Here is a 14,680-nt window from a genome sequence, read left to right on the forward strand (position 1 = left end):
GACGGCCTTGCCAAGCAGGGCGGATTTGGTTATAATTCAAAGGTTTAGCCAAATCACATCTCTACCGTAGCGACTACCACTCAATCCATCATCAATCTGACCCTCACCCCCGGCGCATGCGTGGCCTGGGTTGCTTGACGGTCGTCTGACGTGGCGCAGCTACGGTAACTTTATCAGGAGTTGCCCTTGCCGCCATTTTTTTCTGGCCCCGCCGTTCCAGCCATACTGGCCCTCGCTGACGGAACCATTTTCAAAGGTTTTTCGATCGGCGCCGCCGGCCATACGACCGGTGAAGTGGTCTTCAACACTTCCATGACCGGCTATCAGGAGATCCTGACCGATCCTTCCTACAGCCGCCAGATCGTCACCCTGACGTATCCCCATATCGGTAACTACGGTATCAATACCGAAGACGTCGAGTCCACCAAAGTGCACGCCGCCGGTCTAATCATCCGTGACCTGCCGCTGATCGCGTCGAACTTCCGCTCCACCCAGTCGCTGGCCGACTACCTGAAGGCCGAGAACATCGTCGCCATCGCCGGTATCGATACCCGCAAGCTGACCCGCATCCTGCGCGAGAAGGGCGCCCAATCCGGCGCCATCGTCACCGGCACCCAGGGCAACGAGCCGTCGGTGTCGCAGGCGCTGGACCTGGCACGTTCCTTCCCCGGCCTGTCCGGCATGGACCTGGCCAAGGTGGTGTCGGTCAAGGACAAGTACGAATACACCGAAACCGAATGGGCGCTCGGCGAAGGCTACGGCAAGCTGGCCGAAGCCGACCAGAAGTTCCATGTGGTCGCCTACGACTTCGGCGTCAAGAAAAACATCCTGCGCATGCTGACCGCGCGCGGCTGCAAAGTCACCGTGGTGCCTGCCCAGACCACCGCCGAGGAAGTGCTGTCGCTGAATCCGGACGGCGTGTTCCTGTCGAACGGTCCTGGCGATCCTGAGCCGTGCGATTACGCGATTGCCGCCGCCAAGGTGTTCATGGAGAAGAAGATTCCGCTGTTCGGCATCTGCCTCGGCCACCAGATCATGGGCCTGGCCTCCGGCGCCAAGACCCTGAAAATGAAATTCGGCCACCACGGCGCCAACCACCCGGTGCAGGACCTGGACAGCAAACAGGTGATGATCACCTCGCAGAACCACGGTTTCGCGGTGGATCAAGCCACGCTGCCGGCCAACTGCCGCGTGACCCACGTATCGCTGTTCGACGGTTCGCTGCAGGGCTTCGCCCGCACCGACACCCCGGCCTTCTGCTTCCAGGGTCACCCTGAAGCATCGCCTGGCCCGACTGACGTCGCTTACCTGTTTGACCGCTTCATCGGCCTGATGGAAGCTACGGAGAAAAAATAAATGCCAAAACGTTCTGATATTAAAAGCATCCTGATTATTGGCGCTGGCCCGATCATCATCGGCCAGGCCTGCGAGTTCGACTATTCCGGCGCCCAGGCCTGCAAGGCCCTGCGCGAAGAAGGCTACAAAGTCATTCTGGTCAACAGCAACCCTGCAACCATCATGACCGACCCGGAAATGGCCGATGTGACCTACATCGAGCCGATCACCTGGCAAGTCGTGGAAAAAATCATCGCCAAGGAAAAGCCGGACGCGATCCTGCCGACCATGGGCGGCCAGACCGCGCTGAACTGCGCACTGGACCTGCACCGCAACGGCGTGCTGGACAAGTACAAGGTTGAGCTGATCGGCGCGACCCCGGAAGCCATCGACAAGGCCGAAGACCGCTCCAAGTTCAAGGACGCGATGACCAAGATCGGCCTGGGTTCCGCCCGTTCCGGCGTGGCGCACTCGATGGAAGAATCGTGGGCGGTGCAAAAGGAAGTCGGCTTCCCGACCATCATCCGTCCGTCCTTCACCATGGGCGGCAGCGGCGGCGGCATCGCTTACAACGAAGAAGAATTCGAAGCGATCTGCAAACGCGGCCTGGAAGCCTCGCCAACCAATGAGCTGCTGATCGAAGAATCGCTGCTGGGCTGGAAAGAGTACGAGATGGAAGTGGTGCGCGACAAGGCGGACAACTGCATCATCATCTGCTCGATCGAAAACCTGGACCCGATGGGCGTGCACACCGGCGACTCGATCACCGTGGCGCCAGCGCAAACGCTGACCGACAAGGAATACCAGATCATGCGCAACGCCTCGCTGGCGGTGCTGCGTGAAATCGGTGTCGACACCGGCGGTTCCAACGTGCAGTTCTCGATCAACCCGAAAGACGGCCGCATGATCGTCATCGAGATGAACCCGCGCGTGTCGCGTTCCTCGGCGCTGGCGTCGAAAGCCACCGGCTTCCCGATCGCCAAAGTGGCGGCCAAGCTGGCCGTGGGCTTCACGCTGGACGAACTGCGCAACGAGATCACCGGCGGCGCAACGCCAGCCTCGTTCGAGCCTTCGATCGACTACGTCGTGACCAAGATCCCGCGTTTCACCTTTGAGAAGTTCCCGACCGCTGACCACCACCTGACCACGCAGATGAAATCTGTCGGCGAAGTGATGGCAATCGGCCGCACCTTCCAGGAATCTTTCCAGAAAGCGCTGCGTGGCCTGGAAGTGGGCGTGGATGGCCTGAACGAAAAAACCAAGGACCGCGAGAAGATCGAAGAGGAACTGGGCGCGCCTGGTCCTGAACGCATCTGGTACGTGGGCGACGCGTTCGCGCAAGGCTTCACGCTGGAAGAAGTGCACCAGCTGACCAAGATCGACCCATGGTTCCTGATCCAGATTAAAGAGATCGTCGACCTGGAACTGTGGATGGACACGCAGAAGCTGGAACAGCTGGACAAGACCACGCTGTACAAGCTGAAACAGAAGGGCTTCTCGGACCGCCGCCTGGCCTTCCTGCTGCAAACCACGCCGGCCGATGTGCGCAAATACCGTCATTCGCTGGACATCCGTCCGGTGTACAAGCGCGTTGACACCTGCGCGGCGGAATTCGCCACCAACACCGCTTACATGTACTCGACTTACGACGAGGAATGCGAGTCCAACCCGACCGACAAGAAGAAGATCATGGTGCTGGGCGGTGGCCCTAACCGTATCGGCCAGGGTATCGAATTTGACTACTGCTGCGTGCACGCCGCGCTGGCGATGCGCGAAGACGGCTACGAGACCATTATGGTCAACTGCAATCCGGAGACCGTGTCGACCGACTACGATACCTCGGACCGCCTGTACTTTGAATCGCTGACGCTGGAAGACGTGCTGGAAATCGTCGAGCTGGAAAAACCGGTTGGCGTGATCGTCCAGTACGGCGGCCAGACCCCGCTGAAACTGGCGCTGGACCTGGAAGCCAACGGCGTGCCTATCGTCGGCACCTCGCCGGACATGATCGACGCCGCCGAAGACCGCGAGCGTTTCCAGAAGCTGCTGCAAGACCTGGGTCTGCGCCAGCCGCCTAACCGCACCGCGCGCACCGAAGCGGACGCGCTGGCGCTGGCACAGGAAATCGGCTACCCGCTGGTGGTGCGTCCTTCCTATGTGCTGGGCGGCCGTGCGATGGAAATCGTCCACGAGCAGCGCGACCTGGAGCGCTACATGCGCGAAGCGGTCAAGGTGTCGAATGATTCGCCAGTGCTGCTGGACCGTTTCCTGAACGATGCCATCGAGTGCGACGTCGACTGCATCTCTGACGGCGACACCACCTTCATCGGCGGCGTGATGGAGCACATCGAACAGGCTGGCGTGCACTCGGGCGACTCGGCCTGCTCGCTGCCACCGTATTCGCTGTCGCAGGAGACCATCGATGAACTGAAGCGCCAGACTTCGCTGATGGCCAAGGGCCTGAACGTGGTCGGTCTGATGAACGTGCAGTTCGCGATTCAGAAACAGGACGGCCAGGACGTGGTCTACGTGCTGGAAGTGAACCCGCGCGCATCGCGTACCGTGCCGTACGTGTCGAAAGCGACCGGCCTGCAACTGGCCAAGATCGCGGCGCGCTGCATGGTCGGCCAGAAGCTGGCGGAGCAGGGCATCACCACTGAAGTGGTGCCGCCTTACTACAGCGTCAAGGAAGCCGTGTTCCCGTTCGTGAAATTCCCGGGCGTGGACACCATCCTCGGCCCTGAGATGAAATCGACCGGTGAAGTGATGGGTGTCGGCAAAACCTTCGGTGAAGCCTTCGTCAAGTCGCAGCTGGGCGCCGGCGTCAAGCTGCCGAAGTCGGGCAAGGTGTTCCTGTCGGTGAAATCCTCGGACAAGCCACGCGCTGTGAAAGTGGCGCGCGACCTGGTCGACATGGGCTTCACGCTGGCGGCCACCAAGGGCACGGCGGCGGTGATTTCGGCGGCCGGCATTCCGGTCACCGCAGTCAACAAGGTCGTAGAGGGCCGTCCGCACATCGTCGACATGATCAAGAACCATGAAATCGTCCTGGTCATCAACACGGTGGAAGAGAAGCGCAATGCGATTGTTGACTCGCGCGCCATCCGTACCTCGTCGCTGGCTTCGCGTGTGACTACCTACACCACCATCGCTGGCGCGGAAGCGGCGGTCGAAGGGATTCGTCATCTCGACGAATTGCAAGTGTACGATTTACAAGGGCTGCATAAAACCTTACACTAAGGTTTATAGGTTTAGGTAGTACCCGGACCACAGAGCTCGCGCTGGCAGTTTGGCGCGGCCTCTGTGGTTTTCCATTGTAATAACAGAGTAAATAGACAACATGACTTCAGTTCCACTTACCAAATTCGGCGCCGAGCTCTTGAAAGAAGAGTTGCACCAGTTGAAGACCAAAGAACGCCGTATCGTGATCGACGCGATTGCCGAAGCACGCTCGCATGGCGACCTGTCGGAAAACGCCGAGTACGATGCCGCCAAAGAACGCCAGGCGTTCGTGGAAGGCCGCATCGCGGAACTGGAGGGCAAGCTGAGCGCCGCGCAAATCATCGACCCGACCACGCTGGACGCGGAAGGCCGCGTGGTGTTTGCCGCAACCGTGGACCTGGAAGACCTGGAGTCGGGCGCCAAAGTCAGCTACCAGATCGTCGGCATCGATGAAGCCGACCTGAAACTGAGCAAGGTATCGGTGACTTCGCCGATCGCCCGCGCGCTGATCGGCAAGTCGGCCGGCGACGTGGTGGAAGTGCAGGCGCCGTCTGGCCCGCGCGAATACGAGATTCTGGAAGTGCGTTACGTCTGATGTTACTCGCGCGCACACGTTTGCTGGTCGCGACCCTGTGGGCCGGCAGTTTATGGGCGGTGGGCTATCTGGCCGCACCGACCCTGTTCGCCACGCTGAGTGATCGCGTGCTCGCCGGCACCCTGGCCGGCCAATTGTTTGCCAACCAGGCCTGGCTGTCGATCGCCTGCGCGCTGCTGATGCTGGTGCTGCTGGCGGCAACCCAGACCAGCACTGGCGGCATCTTTGCCGGTCCGGCGGCGAATATGGCCGCCAAGTCGCGCCGTAATCTGCTGATTGTGGTGGTGGTGATGCTGGCGTGCACGCTGGTGTCGCACTTCGGCTTGCAGCCGATGATGGCGGGGCTGCGCGCGGCTGCCGGCGCTGGCGGCGTGATGGAGGGCGCCGCCAAGAATGAATTCGGCATCCTGCACGGGATTTCCAGCACGATCTACCTGATCCAAAGCCTGCTGGCCGCGTGGCTGGTGGTGAAGCAGTAAAAAAATCGGGGACCTGATGGTCCCCGTTGTAACTTTAGCTCAGTGCGGTTTTCTTGGTTGACTTCTGGCGTGCCTTGGCGCGCTTGATGTTGCCGCCCTGGGTCACGCGTTCATTCCCCTTCAGCAGGACCTTGGTCACCGACGGACGCTTGGTGCCGCTGGCGCTGGCCTTGACGATGGTGACTTCGCGCATGCCCTTGCCGGACGAGCTGCGGGCTTTTTCCGTTTCCACTTTCGGACGGTACAGCACCAGCAGTTTGCCGATGTGCTGCACCGGCGCCGCTTTCAGCTGCTCGCAGATGGTTTCGTACATGGCGATACGCGCTTCGCGGTCGTCGCCAAATACACGTACCTTGATCAGGCCGTGGGAGTCGAGACCCAGCGCGATTTCCTTGAGGACGTTGGCAGTCAGGCCGTCGGCGCCGATCATGACGATCGGATTCAGGCCATGGGCTTCGGCGCGCAGGGCACTGCGCTCGGCGGGGGTAAGTTTGATCATAAAATTATTTTAGTAGGTTCCTTAAAGGCAGTATTCTACGCGAATGGCTAAGAACAAATTAAACAAAAACTGGATTCACGACCATATTAACGATCCGTACGTGAAATTGGCCCAGAAAGAGGGCTATCGCGCCCGTGCGGCTTTCAAATTGAAAGAGATTGACGAGGACGAGAAGCTGATCAAGCCCGGCCAGGTCATTGTCGACCTCGGCTGCACGCCGGGCAGCTGGGGCCAGTACGTCCGCCGCAAGCTGGCGGGCAAGGAGGGCGGCGGCATCAATGGCACGCTGATCGGTCTGGATATGCTGCCGATGGAGCCGATCGCCGATTTCCATTTCATCCAGGGCGATTTCCGCGAAATGGAAGTGCTGCAACAGCTGGAAGCGGTGGTGCAGGGGCAGAAAGTTGACCTTGTGCTATCGGATATGGCGCCCAATCTGTCTGGCATCCACGATTCCGACGCCGCCCGCATGGAGCATCTGATTGACCTGGCCATCGAGTTTTCGCAGGCGCATTTGAAACCTGGCGGCGCGCTGCTGGTCAAATGTTTTAAGGACATGGGGTTTAACGACATCGTGCATAAATTCCGTGCCGAATTTAAAACAGTGACGCAAAAGAAACCCAAAGCCAGCCGCGACAAGTCGTCCGAGATATTCTTGCTCGGCCGTGGCCTGAAAAATCCGACCGACGCCGGCATGGCATCGGCGCAACCGCTCGATTCGGACGGCTGGCACCCTTGATATTGGCTCAATAACCCTTATATTCACGCAAGGAATGCCGTTTTTGCCTGGATTGCAGCATGATTTGGGTCAAATAAGGTGCTTTTCAGCCGGTTTTTGACTGGCGCACGGCAGGTTTCTGGCAACGCCTGCTTATTGCGAGTAAAATCGAATTTCAGCCAGGTTTATCGATGCGTCTCGCATCCAAGGAGTTTTCGTGAATAACATGTTTTCCAAATCAGCCATCTGGGTAGTCGTGGTACTGCTGCTGCTTATGCTGTACAAGCAGTTTGACAGCCATGGCGTAGCCGGTGGTGCTAAACCTATCGCTTATTCCGATTTGCTGGATGATGTGAAAGCCAAACGCATCAAGGACGTCGTGATTGAAGGCGGCACCATTACCGCCACCAAGAGCGACGACACCAAAGTCCGCACCACCGCCACTGTGCTGGATCGCGGCCTGATCGGCGATCTGCGCGACAACGGCATCCGTTTCGACGTTAAACCACCTGAGGAGCCTTCGTTCCTGTCGCAGGTGTTCGTCTCCTGGTTCCCGATGCTGTTGCTGATCGGTGTGTGGATCTTCTTCATGCGCCAGATGCAGGGCGGCGGCAAGGGCGGCGCGTTCTCCTTCGGCAAATCGAAGGCGCGCATGATGGACGAAACCAATAACACCGTCACTCTGGCCGATGTGGCCGGCTGCGACGAAGCCAAGGAAGAAGTCGCCGAGATCGTCGACTTCCTCAAAGACCCGAGCAAATTCCAGAAACTGGGCGGCCGCATTCCACGCGGCGTGCTGATGGTCGGTCCTCCAGGCACGGGTAAAACCCTGCTGGCGCGCGCCATTGCCGGCGAAGCCAAAGTGCCGTTCTTCTCGATTTCCGGTTCGGACTTCGTGGAAATGTTCGTCGGTGTGGGTGCAAGCCGCGTCCGCGACATGTTCGAGAACGCCAAAAAGCATTCGCCTTGCATCATCTTCATCGACGAGATCGACGCAGTAGGCCGCCACCGTGGCGCCGGCATGGGCGGCGGCAATGACGAACGCGAACAGACGCTGAATCAGCTGCTGGTGGAAATGGACGGCTTTGAAGCGCAGTCCGGCGTGATCGTCATCGCCGCGACCAACCGTGCCGACGTGCTGGACAAGGCGCTGCTGCGTCCGGGCCGTTTCGACCGTCAAGTCACTGTGGGTCTGCCGGACATCCGTGGCCGTGAACAGATCCTGAATGTGCACATGCGTAAAGTGCCGATTAGCACCGACGTTAAAGCCGACTTGCTGGCCCGTGGTACGCCTGGCTTCTCGGGCGCCGACCTGGCCAACCTGGTCAACGAGGCTGCGCTGTTTGCCGCGCGCCGCGCCAAGCGCCTGGTCGACATGGCTGACTTCGAAGATGCCAAGGACAAGATCTATATGGGTCCTGAGCGTAAATCGATGGTCATCCGCGAGGAAGAGCGCCGCAATACCGCCTACCACGAGTCTGGCCATGCGGTGGTCGCCAAGCTGCTGCCAAAGGCTGATCCGGTGCACAAAGTCACCATCATGCCGCGTGGCTGGGCACTGGGCCTGACCTGGCAGCTGCCGGAGCACGACAATATTTCGGGCTACAAGGACAAGATGCTGGAAGAGATTTCGATCCTGTTCGGCGGCCGTATTGCCGAGGAAATCTTCGTCGGCCAGATGTCGACCGGCGCTTCCAACGACTTCTCGCGCGCTACCAAGCTGGCCCGCTCGATGGTCACCAAGTTCGGCATGTCGGATGCGCTGGGCGTGATGGTGTATGAAGACTCGCAGAACGATGGCTTCATGGGTGGCAGCAACAAGACCATCTCGGAAGCCACGCAGCAGAAGGTCGACGCTGAAATCCGTAACATCCTGGACCAGCAATATGCGCTGGCGCGCAAGCTGCTGGAAGACAACCGCGAAAAAGTGGAAGTCATGACCAAGGCGCTGCTGGATTGGGAAACCATCGATGCCGACCAGATCAATGACATCATGGCCGGCCTGGAGCCGCGCCCGCCGAAAGCCGGCGTGTCGATCCGCAAACAGCCTCCTGGCGACGGCGGCAGCGGTGTATCGCCTAGCGTGACCGCACCGGCTTAAGCACGCAGAACAGCATCAACCACAAAGGGTGAGGAGCAATCCTCGCCCTTTTTATTTTCAGAACCACATGCAATCCACCTTACAGTTTGGCCGTTTCAATTTCCCGTGGCGGGGGCAGGGCGTGCGTGCGCGCGTGATGGGCATCCTCAATGTGACGCCGGATTCGTTTTCGGACGGCGGCCAGCACCATGCGCTGGAGTTCGCGCTGGAGCACGCCGAGCAGATGATTGAGGACGGCGTCGACATCATCGACATCGGCGGCGAATCGACCCGTCCGGGCGCGCCGCCGGTATCGCTGGAAGACGAGCTGCAGCGCGTCATGCCTGTGCTGTACGCGGTGCGCGATATGGGCCCGGCGATTTCGGTGGATACCTACAAGCCGCAAGTGATGCGCGAAGCCATCATTGCGGGCGTCGACATGATCAACGACATCAATGGTTTTCGCGCCCCCGGCGCCATCGACGCAGTGCGCGACAGCGACTGCGCGCTGTGCATCATGCACATGCAGGGCGAACCGCAGGGGATGCAACTGGCGCCGTCGTACAGCGATGTGGTGGACGAGGTGATCGGCTTCTTGCGCGCGCGGGCGGAGGCATTGCTGGCGGCGGGGATTGATCCACGTCGACTATGCATCGACCCCGGCTTTGGCTTTGGCAAGACTGTGGAGCATAATTATGCCTTGCTAAAAGCCACTTCGCGTCTGATTGGCGAGCTGAATCTGCCGCTGCTGGCCGGCCTGTCGCGCAAATCGATGGTGGGCGCGGTGACCGGCAAGCCGGTTGAGCAACGGATGGCGGGCAGCGTCGGCGGTGCGCTGGCGGCAGTGGCGCAGGGAGCGCTGATCGTGCGTGTGCACGATGTGGCGGAGACTGTCGATGCCCTCAAAGTATGGCACGCAGCACAATAACAACGACTTAAAGAGCAAACACAATGGCACGTAAATATTTCGGTACTGACGGCATTCGCGGTCTGGTCGGCGAATTACCCATCACCCCTGACTTCGTCATGCGTCTCGGCTACGCGGCCGGCAAGGTGCTGGCCAGCAAGCGCAGCGGCAATACCCGCCCAACCGTGCTGATCGGTAAAGACACCCGCATCTCCGGCTATATGCTGGAAGCGGCGCTGGAGGCGGGCTTCTCCGCCGCCGGCGTCGACGTGATGCTGGCCGGTCCGATGCCGACCCCGGCGATTGCCTACCTGACACGCGCGCTGCGGCTGTCGGCTGGCGTCGTGATCTCGGCGTCGCACAACCCGTTCCAGGACAATGGCATCAAATTCTTTTCGGCCCAGGGCACCAAGCTGCCGGACGCGGTCGAGCTCGACATCGAAGCCGAGCTGGAGCAGCCGATCAACTGTGTGCCATCGGAAAAACTGGGCCGTGCCAAGCGCCTGGACGATGCCCAGGGCCGCTACATCGAATTCTGCAAGAGCACTTTCCCGAACGAACTGGACCTGCGCGGCCTGAAGGTGGTGGTCGATTGCGCCCACGGCGCCGCCTACAACATCGCCCCGCACGTATTCCATGAACTGGGCGCGGAAGTGATCGCCATCGGCAACAAGCCGGACGGCTTCAACATCAACCTGGAACACGGCGCCACCGCGCCGAAAGCCATGGCCGCCGCCGTGCAGGCACATGGCGCCGACCTCGGCATCGCACTGGATGGCGACGCCGACCGCCTGATCATGTGCGACGCCAACGGCCGCCTGTACAACGGCGACGAGCTGCTGTACCTGATGGTGATGGATCGCCTCGCCACCGGCCCGGTAGCGGGCGCGGTCGGCACGCTGATGACCAATATGGCGGTAGAGGTGGCGCTCAAAGAGAAGGGCATCGGCTTCGCCCGCGCCAAGGTTGGCGACCGCTACGTGCTGGAAGTGATGCAGGAAAAAGGCTGGAACCTCGGCGGCGAAGGCTCGGGCCACCTGCTGGCGCTGGACAAGCACACCACCGGCGACGGCATCATCTCCGCGCTGCAAGTGCTGTCGGCACTGAAGCGCGCCGGCAAATCGCTGGAAGAATGCTGCGCCGACCTGACCATCTTCCCGCAAACGCTGATCAATGTGCGCGTCGCGCCAGGCTTCGACTGGACCAAGAACGCCGCCATGGTAGCCGAAAAGGAAAAGGTCGAAAGCGAGCTGGGCGGCAGCGGCCGGGTGCTGATCCGCGCCTCGGGCACCGAACCGCTGATCCGCGTAATGGTCGAAGCGCGCGATGCTGATGCCGCACAATCGATGGCGCGCCGTATCGCCGACAAGGTCGAAGCCAAGCTGGCTGCCTGATGTTTTGGCAGTGAAATATAAATCGACTGCTTTGATTGACGTTATAAGGGAGTGCTAGTAGAATACTGGTCTTCGGAGTGTAGCGCAGCCCGGTAGCGCACCTGGTTTGGGACCAGGGGGTCCAAGGTTCGAATCCTTGTACTCCGACCAAAATCTCGGAAACGGGTTGTCGAAAGACAGCCCGTTTTTCATTTCCGCCGCAGATTCCTGCGGCGTCTCATTCTCTGCCCATAGCTCAGTTGGATAGAGCACAAGCCTTCTAAGCTTGGGGTCGCTGGTTCGAACCCAGCTGGGCAGGCCACTAAAAGCACCTAGCGCCATTCTTCTGAATCATCCTCGCCCTGCGCCCGCTCGGCGCTCCAGCCACGCGCGGCCGCCGTTGTTCAATGCGCGCTCGACCACGGGTGCTGGCAGGATGTAGACCGTCGCCCAGGTGGCGCGGCCGTCGCCGGCGTTGGAGGGGAAGCTGCTGGACTCGATGGGCCAATGGTATTTGCGCTTCAAGGTTTTGATGATGGCGGCGAGCGAGGTGCGGCCTTGCAGTGGCTCGGCGCCGGTTTGGTCTGCATCCGACAGCAGCACCGCCAGTACTGCGCCGCGCGCGGTCAGCGGGCCGGGGAATTTGGGCGTTTTCGACATCCCATCATTGTAGCGAATTGGCGCATGACCGATTCTGCAAAGTTGCGCGGCGATTTAGCATCATTTCATGTTGATAGTGTAATTTTTATTGATTTAAGGAATCTTTTGAGGCATAGTATCGGCTAAGCACTCAATCCTGAAGCGCCGCCCACACCTTAGCCGGTCCTTCCTCAGTTTCTTCGTCCCCGCCCCGACACATTGTCCCTTCTTCGCCCCGCGTCCGCGAGCCTGGTTGTTAGCCCGACTTTGCCCATTCTCAGGAGCGTCAAATGGATTCGTTCAAAAAATTAAAAATCGGCACTCAGCTATCGCTGGGTTTTGGCATGCTGACGGCGCTGATGCTGGTGCTGGCGGTGTTTTCGGTGGTGCGCGTGTCGTCGCTGTCGAAGGCCTTCCAGGAGGAGAACCGGATTTCCTCCGACAAGCTGGAGCCGCTGTATGTGGCGCGTGAGGCGCTGGCGCAGACTGGCTTGGCCGCCCGCAACGCCTATATCTTTGAGGACAGCGCGCAAGCCGCCAAGGAATTGAATATCGTCGATGAGCAAAAGGCGATTTACCTGGCCGCAGTCGAGAAAATGGCGCCGGCCTATGCCAATGATCCACAATTCGCCAAGGTCAAAGAAGGTTTGCTGGCCATGGCCAACGAACTGAATCGTCCACGCAAATTCCGCGAGTCGGGCAAGATGGCGGAATACGGCCGTTTCCTGGTCAATGAGTGCAGCCCGCTGCGCCGCCGCATCGTGGAAGATATGTCGGTGCTGGTGAAGGCCGCGCAGAAAGAATCTGAAACTGCGACCACCGTGGTGGAAGATTATGCCGCTGGCGCCCAGCGCCTGGTCACGGCGCTGGCGGTGGTGGCGTTTGTGCTGAGTGTGGTGATTGCCGGCCTGATCAAGCGCGTGCTGCTGAAACAATTGGGCGGCGAGCCAGCGTACGCGGCGGAAATCGCCAGCCGTATCGCCAAGGGCGATTTGGCCGTGACCGTGCATCTGGCGCCATCGGACAAGGATAGCTTGCTGTTTGCGATCAAGAGCATGCGCGACAGCCTGGCCGGCATCGTCAGTGAAGTGCGTCATGGCACTGAGGCGATCACCCACGCCTCCAATGACATTGCGCACGGCAATGTGGATCTGTCACAGCGTACCGAACAGCAGGCACAGTCGCTGGAACGCGTAGCGACCGCGATGGAAGAATTAACCTCCACGGTCAAACAAAACGCCAGCAATGCGCAGCAAGCTAATCAATTGTCGCAGTCGGCATCGGAAGTATCGGAGCAGGGCGGGGAAGTAATGCGCCAGGTCACCGATACCATGGAATCGATTAATGATTCATCCAAGAAAATCGTCGATATTATTTCGGTGATTGACGGGATTGCTTTCCAGACGAATATTCTGGCCTTGAATGCCGCAGTAGAGGCTGCGCGCGCTGGTGAACAAGGCCGGGGTTTTGCCGTCGTGGCCAGTGAAGTGCGTGTTTTGGCGCAACGTGCTGCTCAAGCTGCTAAAGAAATTAAATCGCTGATCGACGATTCTGTGCAAAAAGTTGGCGCAGGTTCGGATCTGGTGGAAAAAGCCGGTACTACCATGCATGAGGTGGTTGCCAGCGTACGCCGGGTGACCGAGATAATGGCTGAGATTAGCCATGCAAGCGCAGAACAAAGCGTCGGTATTCAGGAAGTCAGCCAGGCGATAGGTCAAATGGATGGCATGACGCAGCAGAATACCGCTTTGGTGGAAGAAGCCGGCGCGGCTGCGCATGAATTAAAAGACCAGGCCGAACATTTAAATGAAATTGTCGGTCAATTTAAACTGGACGCCGCCACGATTTCCGAGCTGCCGAGGCAAGCTGCTCCGGCGCCAGCGCGCACCAGCCTGCGCGTGGTGAACGGCTAAGCCCGTAGTTCCTTGGTGTTGCGCTAAAAATTGGCGTGATGCCACTCATTTCTGGCATACTCTCCAAGCCCGCACTGTGATGCCGGGCTTGAGGAGCGCCACATGTCTGTTGATTCCATCGTTTCCATTCCTGCCGCCGCCTTGGCTGGCGGCGTATTGATCGGCCTTGCTGCCGCATTATTCGTTATATTCACTGGCCGCATTGCCGGGATTAGCGGGATACTCGGCGGTTTGATTAAGCCGCATCGCCATGATATAGGCTGGCGTGTGGCATTTATTGGCGGATTAATTGCCGCGCCAATTGTCTACGCTTTACTGTGGTCTTTGCCATCTATTCAGGTTGAAGCGAATTCATTCACCATTATTCTTGCTGGATTACTGGTTGGTTTTGGCAGCCGCTATGGTTCCGGCTGTACCAGCGGCCATGGCGTCTGTGGAATATCGCGTTTGTCGCGCCGTTCTATCATAGCTACGCTGGTATTCATGGCCGTAGGTTTTGTCGTCGCATGGTGATCTTATCTCTCCTGGCTGGCCTGATATTTGGCTTCGGCCTGATTGTTTCTGGTATGGCGAATCCAGCCAATGTGCTGGCTTTTCTGCGTGGTACTGATTTATCGCTGGCCTGGGTTATGGCCGGTGCTATTGGCACGAGTTTCTTTGCCTTTCGCTGGGCGAAAAAGCATCGCAATACTTTATTACCGACGGCGACCCGGATTGATCGTCCGCTGATCATCGGCGCGGCCATGTTTGGCGCTGGCTGGGGGCTGGCCGGATTGTGTCCTGGGCCGGCGCTGGTCGGACTGGGGATGGGCGTGCCGAAGGCCGTGCTGTTTGTGGCCGCCATGCTGGCTGGCATGGGCTTATTCGAGCTGCGCAGAAAATACGCAGCCCGCTTTACTTCCAATAAAACAGATACTTAA

Annotated in this window: 13 protein-coding genes and 2 tRNA genes; 13 read left to right on the forward strand and 2 right to left on the reverse strand. The window is 59.4% G+C overall.

Features of this window, described 5'->3' with window-relative positions:
• Nucleotides 1-186: 186 nt before the first annotated feature.
• The 4 genes from carA (at nt 187) to KW842_RS13215 (ending at nt 5,631) form a co-directional block, all read left to right on the forward strand.
• Nucleotides 187-1,356, forward strand: a complete 1,170-nt coding sequence (gene carA, locus KW842_RS13200) for a glutamine-hydrolyzing carbamoyl-phosphate synthase small subunit (protein WP_218304557.1) — start codon at nt 187-189, stop codon at nt 1,354-1,356.
• Entirely contained in the window at nt 1,357-4,575 is a 3,219-nt protein-coding gene (carB, locus tag KW842_RS13205; protein WP_218304558.1) for a carbamoyl-phosphate synthase large subunit, read from the forward strand.
• Nucleotides 4,576-4,675: 100 nt separating this feature from the next.
• Nucleotides 4,676-5,152: a transcription elongation factor GreA gene (gene greA, locus KW842_RS13210; RefSeq protein ID WP_161014536.1), complete on the forward strand. Its 477-nt coding sequence runs from the start codon at nt 4,676-4,678 to the stop codon at nt 5,150-5,152.
• A complete protein-coding gene (locus tag KW842_RS13215) occupies nt 5,152-5,631 on the forward strand; it encodes a DUF4149 domain-containing protein (RefSeq protein ID WP_218304559.1) in 480 nt (159 codons plus the stop codon). Before greA ends, KW842_RS13215 begins: the two co-directional genes overlap by 1 nt.
• 34 nt (nt 5,632-5,665) lie before the next feature.
• Here the strand turns inward: KW842_RS13215 and KW842_RS13220 are convergent, their stop codons facing one another.
• Entirely contained in the window at nt 5,666-6,130 is a 465-nt protein-coding gene (locus KW842_RS13220; protein WP_218304560.1) for a YhbY family RNA-binding protein, read from the reverse strand.
• Nucleotides 6,131-6,173: 43 nt separating this feature from the next.
• Here KW842_RS13220 and KW842_RS13225 point away from each other — a divergent pair, with 43 nt between their 5' ends.
• From KW842_RS13225 to KW842_RS13250, 6 genes are all read left to right on the forward strand, one after another.
• Nucleotides 6,174-6,869, forward strand: coding sequence for an RlmE family RNA methyltransferase (locus KW842_RS13225; protein ID WP_218304561.1), 696 nt, complete (start codon nt 6,174-6,176; stop codon nt 6,867-6,869).
• A 196-nt stretch (nt 6,870-7,065) separates the two neighbouring features.
• Complete coding sequence (gene ftsH / locus KW842_RS13230; protein ID WP_218304562.1) at nt 7,066-8,949, forward strand: ATP-dependent zinc metalloprotease FtsH; 1,884 nt, start codon at nt 7,066-7,068, stop codon at nt 8,947-8,949.
• A gap of 67 nt (nt 8,950-9,016) precedes the next feature.
• Nucleotides 9,017-9,856, forward strand: coding sequence for a dihydropteroate synthase (gene folP, locus KW842_RS13235; protein ID WP_218304563.1), 840 nt, complete (start codon nt 9,017-9,019; stop codon nt 9,854-9,856).
• Between the two features lie 23 nt (nt 9,857-9,879).
• The gene (glmM, locus tag KW842_RS13240) at nt 9,880-11,229 is read left to right on the forward strand and encodes a phosphoglucosamine mutase (protein WP_218304564.1); all 1,350 of its coding nucleotides are present in this window, start codon (nt 9,880-9,882) and stop codon (nt 11,227-11,229) included.
• Nucleotides 11,230-11,302: 73 nt separating this feature from the next.
• Nucleotides 11,303-11,379: transfer RNA gene (locus KW842_RS13245), tRNA-Pro, on the forward strand.
• 74 nt (nt 11,380-11,453) lie between these two features.
• Nucleotides 11,454-11,530, forward strand: a tRNA-Arg gene (locus KW842_RS13250).
• A 29-nt stretch (nt 11,531-11,559) separates the two neighbouring features.
• Here KW842_RS13250 and KW842_RS13255 read toward each other — a convergent pair.
• Nucleotides 11,560-11,868 (reverse strand): hypothetical protein, encoded by a 309-nt coding sequence (locus tag KW842_RS13255; RefSeq protein ID WP_218304565.1) that lies wholly within the window; start codon nt 11,866-11,868, stop codon nt 11,560-11,562.
• Nucleotides 11,869-12,137: 269 nt separating this feature from the next.
• Here KW842_RS13255 and KW842_RS13260 point away from each other — a divergent pair, with 269 nt between their 5' ends.
• The 3 genes from KW842_RS13260 (at nt 12,138) to KW842_RS13270 (ending at nt 14,680) form a co-directional block, all read left to right on the forward strand.
• A complete protein-coding gene (locus KW842_RS13260) occupies nt 12,138-13,760 on the forward strand; it encodes a methyl-accepting chemotaxis protein (RefSeq protein ID WP_218304566.1) in 1,623 nt (540 codons plus the stop codon).
• A 102-nt stretch (nt 13,761-13,862) separates the two neighbouring features.
• Nucleotides 13,863-14,273, forward strand: coding sequence for a YeeE/YedE family protein (locus KW842_RS13265; protein WP_218304567.1), 411 nt, complete (start codon nt 13,863-13,865; stop codon nt 14,271-14,273).
• Entirely contained in the window at nt 14,267-14,680 is a 414-nt protein-coding gene (locus tag KW842_RS13270) for a DUF6691 family protein (protein WP_218304568.1), read from the forward strand. Before KW842_RS13265 ends, KW842_RS13270 begins: the two co-directional genes overlap by 7 nt.

It is taken from the genome of Duganella sp. sic0402 (assembly GCF_019219065.1).
Lineage (GTDB): Bacteria > Pseudomonadota > Gammaproteobacteria > Burkholderiales > Burkholderiaceae_D > Rugamonas.

Excerpts from the sequence above, each read along its gene's own strand:
- carB (WP_218304558.1), top strand. The coding sequence starts at position 1,357 with ATGCCAAAACGTTCTGATATTAAAAGCATCCTGATTATTGGCGCTGGC.
- greA (WP_161014536.1), top strand. The coding sequence starts at position 4,676 with ATGACTTCAGTTCCACTTACCAAATTCGGCGCCGAGCTCTTGAAAGAA.
- KW842_RS13215 (WP_218304559.1), top strand. The coding sequence starts at position 5,152 with ATGTTACTCGCGCGCACACGTTTGCTGGTCGCGACCCTGTGGGCCGGC.
- KW842_RS13220 (WP_218304560.1), bottom strand. The coding sequence starts at position 6,130 with ATGATCAAACTTACCCCCGCCGAGCGCAGTGCCCTGCGCGCCGAAGCC.
- KW842_RS13225 (WP_218304561.1), top strand. The coding sequence starts at position 6,174 with ATGGCTAAGAACAAATTAAACAAAAACTGGATTCACGACCATATTAAC.
- folP (WP_218304563.1), top strand. The coding sequence starts at position 9,017 with ATGCAATCCACCTTACAGTTTGGCCGTTTCAATTTCCCGTGGCGGGGG.
- glmM (WP_218304564.1), top strand. The coding sequence starts at position 9,880 with ATGGCACGTAAATATTTCGGTACTGACGGCATTCGCGGTCTGGTCGGC.
- KW842_RS13255 (WP_218304565.1), bottom strand. The coding sequence starts at position 11,868 with ATGTCGAAAACGCCCAAATTCCCCGGCCCGCTGACCGCGCGCGGCGCA.
- KW842_RS13260 (WP_218304566.1), top strand. The coding sequence starts at position 12,138 with ATGGATTCGTTCAAAAAATTAAAAATCGGCACTCAGCTATCGCTGGGT.
- KW842_RS13265 (WP_218304567.1), top strand. The coding sequence starts at position 13,863 with ATGTCTGTTGATTCCATCGTTTCCATTCCTGCCGCCGCCTTGGCTGGC.
- KW842_RS13270 (WP_218304568.1), top strand. The coding sequence starts at position 14,267 with ATGGTGATCTTATCTCTCCTGGCTGGCCTGATATTTGGCTTCGGCCTG.